Source organism: candidate division WOR-3 bacterium, from assembly GCA_039801725.1.
Taxonomy (GTDB): Bacteria; Hydrothermota; Tepidihabitantia; order Tepidihabitantales; family DTDR01; genus DTDR01.
In genome coordinates, this window is sequence record JBDRVE010000010.1 from 1 (window position 1) to 7497 (window position 7497).

Annotated in this window: 10 protein-coding genes and 3 tRNA genes; 1 reads left to right on the forward strand and 12 read right to left on the reverse strand. The window is 30.6% G+C overall.

The features are described from left to right. The 8 genes from ABIK75_03260 to ABIK75_03295 form a co-directional block, all read right to left on the reverse strand. On the reverse strand, positions 1-602 hold a 602-nt coding region (locus tag ABIK75_03260), incomplete at its 3' end, for an IMP dehydrogenase (protein ID MEO0090108.1). Next, positions 599-1003 (reverse strand): OsmC family protein, encoded by a 405-nt coding sequence (locus ABIK75_03265; GenBank protein ID MEO0090109.1) that lies wholly within the window; start codon positions 1001-1003, stop codon positions 599-601. The genes ABIK75_03265 and ABIK75_03260, both read right to left, overlap by 4 nt. Position 1004: 1 nt before the next feature. Beyond that, positions 1005-1475, reverse strand: a complete 471-nt coding sequence (locus ABIK75_03270) for a TlpA disulfide reductase family protein (GenBank protein ID MEO0090110.1) — start codon at positions 1473-1475, stop codon at positions 1005-1007. Next, a complete protein-coding gene (trxA, locus tag ABIK75_03275; GenBank protein ID MEO0090111.1) occupies positions 1472-1795 on the reverse strand; it encodes a thioredoxin in 324 nt (107 codons plus the stop codon). Before trxA ends, ABIK75_03270 begins: the two co-directional genes overlap by 4 nt. A gap of 38 nt (positions 1796-1833) precedes the next feature. Further along, the gene (locus ABIK75_03280) at positions 1834-2496 is read right to left on the reverse strand and encodes a tetratricopeptide repeat protein (protein ID MEO0090112.1); all 663 of its coding nucleotides are present in this window, start codon (positions 2494-2496) and stop codon (positions 1834-1836) included. A gap of 16 nt (positions 2497-2512) precedes the next feature. Beyond that, a tRNA-Arg gene (locus ABIK75_03285) sits at positions 2513-2586 on the reverse strand. A 41-nt stretch (positions 2587-2627) separates the two neighbouring features. After that, positions 2628-2722, reverse strand: a tRNA-Ser gene (locus tag ABIK75_03290). 1 nt (position 2723) lies between these two features. Further along, positions 2724-2810 (reverse strand) — tRNA-Ser (locus ABIK75_03295). A gap of 84 nt (positions 2811-2894) precedes the next feature. Here ABIK75_03295 and larA point away from each other — a divergent pair. Continuing rightward, on the forward strand, positions 2895-4118 hold the full coding sequence (gene larA / locus ABIK75_03300) for a nickel-dependent lactate racemase (GenBank protein MEO0090113.1): 1224 nt from the start codon (positions 2895-2897) through the stop codon (positions 4116-4118). Here larA and ABIK75_03305 read toward each other — a convergent pair. The 4 genes from ABIK75_03305 to ABIK75_03320 all read right to left on the reverse strand — a co-directional run. Then, positions 4107-4652, reverse strand: a complete 546-nt coding sequence (locus tag ABIK75_03305; protein ID MEO0090114.1) for a V-type ATP synthase subunit E family protein — start codon at positions 4650-4652, stop codon at positions 4107-4109. The two genes, larA and ABIK75_03305, sit on opposite strands and share 12 nt — an antisense overlap. Beyond that, a complete protein-coding gene (locus tag ABIK75_03310; protein ID MEO0090115.1) occupies positions 4649-5113 on the reverse strand; it encodes a V-type ATP synthase subunit K in 465 nt (154 codons plus the stop codon). The genes ABIK75_03305 and ABIK75_03310 overlap by 4 nt, the downstream gene beginning before the upstream one ends. Positions 5114-5125: 12 nt before the next feature. Then, entirely contained in the window at positions 5126-7291 is a 2166-nt protein-coding gene (locus ABIK75_03315; GenBank protein MEO0090116.1) for a hypothetical protein, read from the reverse strand. Further along, positions 7273-7497, reverse strand: a 225-nt coding sequence (locus ABIK75_03320; protein MEO0090117.1) for a hypothetical protein, incomplete at its 5' end; no start/stop codon positions are given. The genes ABIK75_03315 and ABIK75_03320, both read right to left, overlap by 19 nt.

Below are 7497 nucleotides of genomic sequence, written 5' to 3' on the forward strand. Positions count from 1 at the left end.
AGTATATCTTTGACAGTAATCAATCCTTTTAATCGGTTATCTTTATCTACTAAAAGTAATTTTTCTACTTTCTTCTTTCTTAAAATATTTATCGCTTCTTCTAAACTGATATTCTCATCAGCAGTAACTAAATTATCTTTGGTCATTAATTTGCTTACTGGTTGGTTTAAATTTTTCTCAAAAATTATATCTCTTTTAGTGATAATCCCTTTTAACTTTCCTTCTCCATCTACCACCGGAATACCAGAGATTGAATGTTTTTCCATTAATTCTTTTGCCTCTTTAATTAATTGATTGGGAGTAATAGTTATTGGGTTATAGATTTTTACACTTTCTGCCCTTTTCACTTTTATAACTTCTTGTTTCTGTTCTTCAATAGAAAGGTTTTTGTGGATAACACCGATACCGCCAGCAATTGCTAAAGCAATCGCCATTTCTGCCTCAGTAGTTGTATCCATTGCGGCACTTACTAAAGGAATATTTAAATTAATTCCTTTAGAGAATTTGGTACTAACATCAACATCTTTCGGCAAAACTTCTGATTTCTGGGGAATTAAAAGAATATCGTCAAAAGTAAGTCCTTCTAAAAAATTATTTTTCATTCAAAATAGAAATTTATTTCGGGTGGATTCAAAACTGAATGGAGAACTGAACAATATTTTTCTTTAGAAAGTAAAAAAGCCTCTTCTAATGATTTTCTATTAACTTCCTCATTAACTTTGAATTTAATATCAATTTTAACAAATCTTTTAGGATGTTCTTGTGCCCGTTCGCCAGTAATCTCAATACTAAAATCCTTCAAATCTTCTCTTTTCTTCTTTAATATTGAGACAATATCCATTGCCATACAACCAGCAATAGAAGCCATAAAAAGGTGAATCGGTTTAAAACCAGCACCCTCTCCTCCACCTTCTTTACTGGAATCAAGCAAAACTTGGTGATTTTCTTTGTCGGTTAATAAAAATTTTAGACCATTAATCCATTTTAAAGAAACTTCTTCCATCTTATTCTAACAACTCACTAATTTTTGATTCTAATTTCTTTACTCCTTCTTCCGAAAAACCAACTTCTTTATAATAGATTTTACCATTTTTATCTAATAATACCAAAGTGGGAATTGCTTGAATTTGATAATATTTAGCAATTTCGTTGTTACCAATTAAGATTGGATATTTGATATTCATCTCATCCCGCATATTAATTAATAGTTCTTTTTCATCCAAACCAATACCGAAAATAATAAAATTTCTATCTCCAAATTTTTCGTATAGATTTATCAAATGAGGAATTGCTGCCCGACAAGGTGGACACCAAGTTGCCCAGAAATCTAAAAGGATTACTTTTCCTTGATGGTTTTTTAGGTTAACCTGCTCACCATTAAGATTCTCTAATTGAAAATCTAATGGCTGCCTAACTCTCTTTCCGCCACAATAAAATAAGAAAGTGATTAATAAAAAAACTGTTAAATATCTCATTCTTCCTCCAAAAGTTTATTTAATTTTTCTACTAACATTGATTTAGGAACTGCTCCAACAACTTTGTCAACTACTTTTCCTTTCTTTATAAAAAGAAAAGTTGGAATACTCATTATCATATATTTCTCTGCCAATTCGTTTTCTTCATCAACATTTACTTTGCCGATTTTAACTTTTTTATCGTATTCCTTTGCTAACTCTTCAACAATCGGTAGCATCATTTTACAAGGCATACACCATTCTGCCCAAAAATCAATTAATACTGGAATTTCACTATTTAAGACTTCTTTTTCAAAATTCTTTTTAGTAATTATTAACATAATAGAAAAAATAACTAAATTTTTATTAAAATCAATATTTATTTAGTTTTTCCTAATGAACTTTTGGCATAAAAGAGCAAGGCTTTCGTATCGCTATTTTCGCGATATTCTGGATATTTTTTTAAAGCCAATTCTAAAATTTCAATTGCCTTTTTATAGTTATTTATCTGAATATAACATCTACCGGCTGATTGTAAAGCTTTTGGAGCGAACAAGGATTTTGGATATTTTTTATAAACCTCCTCATAAGTAGATGCCGCCTTCTTAAATTCATTCATTTCTTCATAACAGTTTGCTATTCCCATTAATGCTCCTGGTGATAAAACTGGATTATTTTTATTTTTGGCATAAAATTTTTCAAAGGCTCTTTGGGCTTCCACAAATCTCTGGGTTTGGTAATAAATTCTTCCTAAATAAAAGTAGGCTTTTATTCCTAATGGTGTATTACCAAACAATCTTGTCAACTCTAAAAACTGGGCTTCGGCTTGGGAAATATTACCAATAGAATATAAACCTAATGCCTGGGTAAAACGAAGTTGTGCTTCTGGATGGGTTTTTGGTTTGCCAGTTACTGAGAGGATAATAATAACAATAATGGCAATGATTGAGCCGACAATTATAAAAAAGTTTCTTTTATTTTGGTAATAATAACTAACAATTTTTGTAAAAATATTTTGTAATATATCTTCTTTAATTTTCATAATTTTATTTTTAGTTTGCCCCTGGTGAGATTCGAACTCACGGCCTACAGTTTAGGAAACTGTCGCTCTATCCAACTGAGCTACAGGGGCATTACTTAATTTTAAAAAAAATTTTGTAATAAATCAAATAACGGAGAGGGTGGGATTCGAACCCACGGTCCATCCTTTTAGGGATGGACTTCCGCTTAGCAAGCGGACGCCTTAGACCAATCTCGGCCACCTCTCCACGGAGGGTGAGGGACTCGAACCCCCATGTCGCTTTTCGCGACGGCGGATTTCAAGTCCGCTGCCTTACCATATTAGGCTAACCCTCCATAAACAATTTATATAATTATGACAAGAAAATTCCTTTATGTCAATTAATTTGATTTTTAAATTAAATTCTTATATAATTTTTTATGGAATTTGAAGTCTCTTATGGCAAAATAAAAGAGAAGATTGAAATTCCTGATAATATTAAGGTTGATGTTCTATCACCAATAAATCCACAAAAAGAAGATTTAAATCTGATAGTCCCAAAACTAAAAAAGGAATGTGAGAAATTCTTCTCTTCAGGAAAAAGTTTTTTGGTAATTGTTAATGATTATACCCGACCTACTCCTACTTCGCAAATCCTTTCTTTAATTGAAGAGTATTTCTTAAATAAGGAAGTTTATTTTTTGGTTGCTTTAGGTTCTCATCGGAAACCTGACGAAAAAGAAAATTTCCAAATCTTTGGAGATTATTATGGAAAATATAAAGAAAGAATTTTTTACCATAATTGTAAGGAAAAAGAAGATTTAGTCTATTTGGGCAAAACTCATTTTAATACACCAATTTATTTAAATAAGTTAATAACAAAGGTTGATAAGATTGTTGCTATAAATTCAATAGAGCCCCATTACTTTGCTGGTTATACTGGTGGCAGAAAAACTTTTTTGCCTGGAATTGCTGGTTACGAAACAATTAGTGCCAATCATTTTCTCTCTTTAAATAAAGAAGCAACTTTGTTAGCATTGAAAAATAATCCGGTATCCTCTGATATGGAAGAAGTCGCCAAAGCAGTAGAAAAACCAATATTTTCTATCCAAGTAATTGTTGACCAAAATAAAGAAATTTATAGCCTTACCTTTGGTGACCTCTTCTCTTCTTTTGAAGAAGGAGTTAAATTAGCCGAAAAGGTTTTTTGTATTCCGATAAAAGAGAAATATGATATTGTAATTGCCCTTATCCAACCACCTTATGATGTCAATTTTTATCAGGCACAAAAGGGATTAGAAAATGCGAAAATGGCTCTAAAAGAAAAGGGAATAATTATTTTGGCTTCTACTTGTGAAAAAGGGATTGGTGAAGAAGAGTTTATAAATATTATGAAGATTGCTAATTCACCAGAAGAAGTGATTGAGAAAATAAAGAAGAATTTTGTTTTGGGCTATCACAAATCAGCAAAAATGGCAGAACTATTAACTTGGGCAGAAATTTATACCGTCGTCGGTATTCCTAACGAAGTGGTTGAATCAATCTTTATGAAACCTTTTAAAACAATAAATGATGCCCTATCTTATGTAATGAAAAATAATAATATAAGAAATATCTTAATCCTGCCTGATGCCAGTTTGATGTTGCCAACTTTAACCAAATAATAATCGGTTAATCTCTTTTAAATATCTTTTTTTAATTTCGGCAAAAAGACTTTCTAAATCTAATTTAATTTCCTCTCTTTCTTTTTTTATAATTATACCATCTTTTATCTCTTCACTTTTTGTTATCTTAATATTTAGTGGATTGAGAAAGGAACTTAATAAAGAGAAATCATTATTGGAAACGATAATCTCGGAAGCAGGCTCACTTTTAATTTTTTCTTTTAGGAATTCTAAATACCGCTTATCTCTTTTTATCTCCTCTCTTAAATTAGAGAAAAGGTCATCGATAATTTTCCATTTTTGCGTTAATATTTTGATACTCTCTTCTTTTTTTAACTTGGCAAGTTCTCTTTTCTTTAATTCTTCAAGATGTTTCTCTAAAAATTGTTCGGTCTCCTTTTTTAATTTCTTAATTTCCTCTTCGGTTTTTTTCTCAATATTTTTAACTTCTTCTTCGGCTTCTTGTAAAATTCTTTTCTTTTCTTCTTCGGCTTCTTTTAAGATTTTTTCTTTTAGTTTGGTTAAATCAATCACACTTTCACTCCCATTTGTAAGAAGATTGTTGCTAAAAGTCCTAATACGGCATAGGTCTCAACTAAGGCACCGTAGATTACCGCTTTCATTGCTTCGGTTGGTCTCTTGGCAACCAATTCAGCACCAGCAGCACAAACCTTTCCTTGAAAGATCGCGGTAATCAAACCAGTTATTCCTACTGGTAAGCAAGAAAAGAAAAGCTGAATACCTTGATCCCACGAAAGGGGAACGAGATTTCCTAAAATACCAATTTTCATTATTCCTAAAAAAGCACCTAAGAATCCGTAAAATCCTTGGGTACCGGGAAGAGCAACTAAGATAAAGAGACTACCGAATTTCGTTGGGTCTTCAGCGAGTACGCCATTAGCCACTCGCGAAACATAAGAAATTCCCAATGCCGAGCCAATACCGGCTAAAAAGGCTGATAAAGCAAAACCTAAAATTGCCATTGCTAATCCCATATCCACTCCTTTTTAACTTTTAATTTCCACATATTTTGTTTCCATTTTTAAAGGTGAAAATTTTATGCCACCACCACTAAAAAATCTCGGAAAAAATTCTACATAGTTTAGCCTTAAAGTATGAACAAAAGCACCCAAAACATTAACTGCCAAATTGTAACTATGACCGATTAGTAAAATAATCAAAGCCGCAATAATCCCTAAGATTGGAATTTTTATCGCCAAAGAAGCAATCGTATTAATCGCCATCGCAATCCCAGCAGTCACCATTCCTAACGCCATTAACCTTATATAAGAAAGCACAACACCAACAAAACTTGTCCCACCATATAAATTATAAGCACCCCAAATAAGTTTCTTTAATAATTTCCGATTCTCCTTAAAGATAAAGAAACCAACTAAACTTATTATTATTGGTAAAGTCTTATTAACAATTTTTAACTCATAGAAAAGAAGAAGAATAAAAACAAGAATGGTTATTAATAGATTAATTTTTTTAAATTCTTGCCGCAAAGAAATTAAAAAGAAGATTGCGGTCAATAAAAGAACAAGATACTTCGTAAAGAAAAAGAGATTGGGCAAAAATTTTAATCTCAAAGCAAAAAATAAGAGGATATTGAAGATAATCAAAGATAAAATAAACTGTTTTAGAAATAATTTCTTTTCCATTTTAGAAAGGCAAATAATAAAGGCGATCCCTAAAAAGAGCGTTAAAAGAAAATAAAATTTTTTAAAAAGAATATATAAAACAAGGGAATTTAATACCAAAAACCAAGCACCTTCATTAAAGATTGCCGGTAAAGGATTTTTTATCCGAAAGGAATCATAAATCTCTAAAAGAAATCCATAATTTAAATGTAAATAACCTAAAATAAGCGAAAGGATAAAGAAAACCATCGGATTTTTAAAGGGGTCAAAAAGGATTAATTTATCTTTCAAATTCTTTAAGAAAGATAGATTAAATTTGTCAAAGAAATCACCAAACCAGCCATTAGTAAAGGCACCAGCAAAGACGGTAAAAATTGAGCAGATAAGAAGTAAGGTCAAAAATTTCTTTCCCTTAGGAAATTTTTTCATTAGATAAAGAGAAAGGAAAGTAAGCACCAAACCATAACCAGCATCAGTTAAGCATAAGGCAAAAAAGATGGCAAAGAAAGGTGCCAAAAAAGGTGTTGGGTCAAGTTCCTCTGGATTGGGCATTCCGTAAAGTTCTAAAACAATTTCAAAGGGTTGAAAAATCTTTCTATTCTCCAAGGCAACAGGAATCTCTTCCTCTTTCGGTTCCAAAATAGAATAGGTAAGTGCTTTAAAACCTTTTAAAAATCCTTCCAAAATTGGTATATCCCTTTCTTTTACAAAACCAGTAATTAATACACATCTTTTTGATAGAAATAACCCCTTCTCAATCTCCTTTCTTATTTTCTCATTAAAGAGATAATCATAATAAATCTTCAACTCTTTTAAATAAGAACTACTTGCCTTTAATTCTTTTAAAACCTCTTCTTTTTTCTCTTCCAAAGATTTTATCTCTTTTTTTAGTCTTTCAATATTATCTGATATTTTCCCTTGGTATTTAAAAAGGTCAATAACTTCTAAACCTTGACTAATTAACCGATTTCTTAACTCCTCATAAAATTCTTGATAAATACCAATAAAGAGATAAATATCTTCCTTTGTCTCATTAATAATTTTATAAAAACTTTTATCCTTTTCTAAAATACTCTCAACCTTTAAAAAATTATTCTTATTTATCTTACCAAAGAGAAAATTAAATTTCTTAAAACTTTTCAGTTCTTCAATGGGTCTGCCAAAATCCTTAAAATAAATTATTCTTTCAATCTCCTCTTTTAAAGTTTTTATTGTTTTATCCAATTCAATAAGATTTCTCTTCTTATCAATAAAAAGATTTACAATTTTTGTTATCTCTTCTGTTTTCAAATTCTTTAAAAATTCTTCTTCAATGAGAACCTTTTTATTTTTCTCTTCTTTTGGCAGATAGGGGTTTAGAAAATCAATAACCTCATCAATTTTATTTAAATCTTCTTTCTGGATAGTTATTTCTTCGTATGACCTTTTTGCCAAATGAAAGATTCCCAATCTTTGTAAGCCCTTTAAAACTTCTTCTTTCTCTTCCTTATGGGTAAGAATTAAAACCTTTTTTACTTTGGCGATTGCCATATCTCAAAAAACTTATTTACCAAATATTCCAAAGTCCTTTTCTTATTCTCCTCTCCCCTCTTTATTAATTCCTTAATTTTCTCTTCTATTTCTATCTCCTTTTCTTTTCTAATCTTATTAAGTTCTCTCTCAGTCTCTTTAATTTTCTCTTCTTTAAGAGATTTCAATTCTTCTTTCAATTTCTCAATCTTAATCTTACTTTCCTC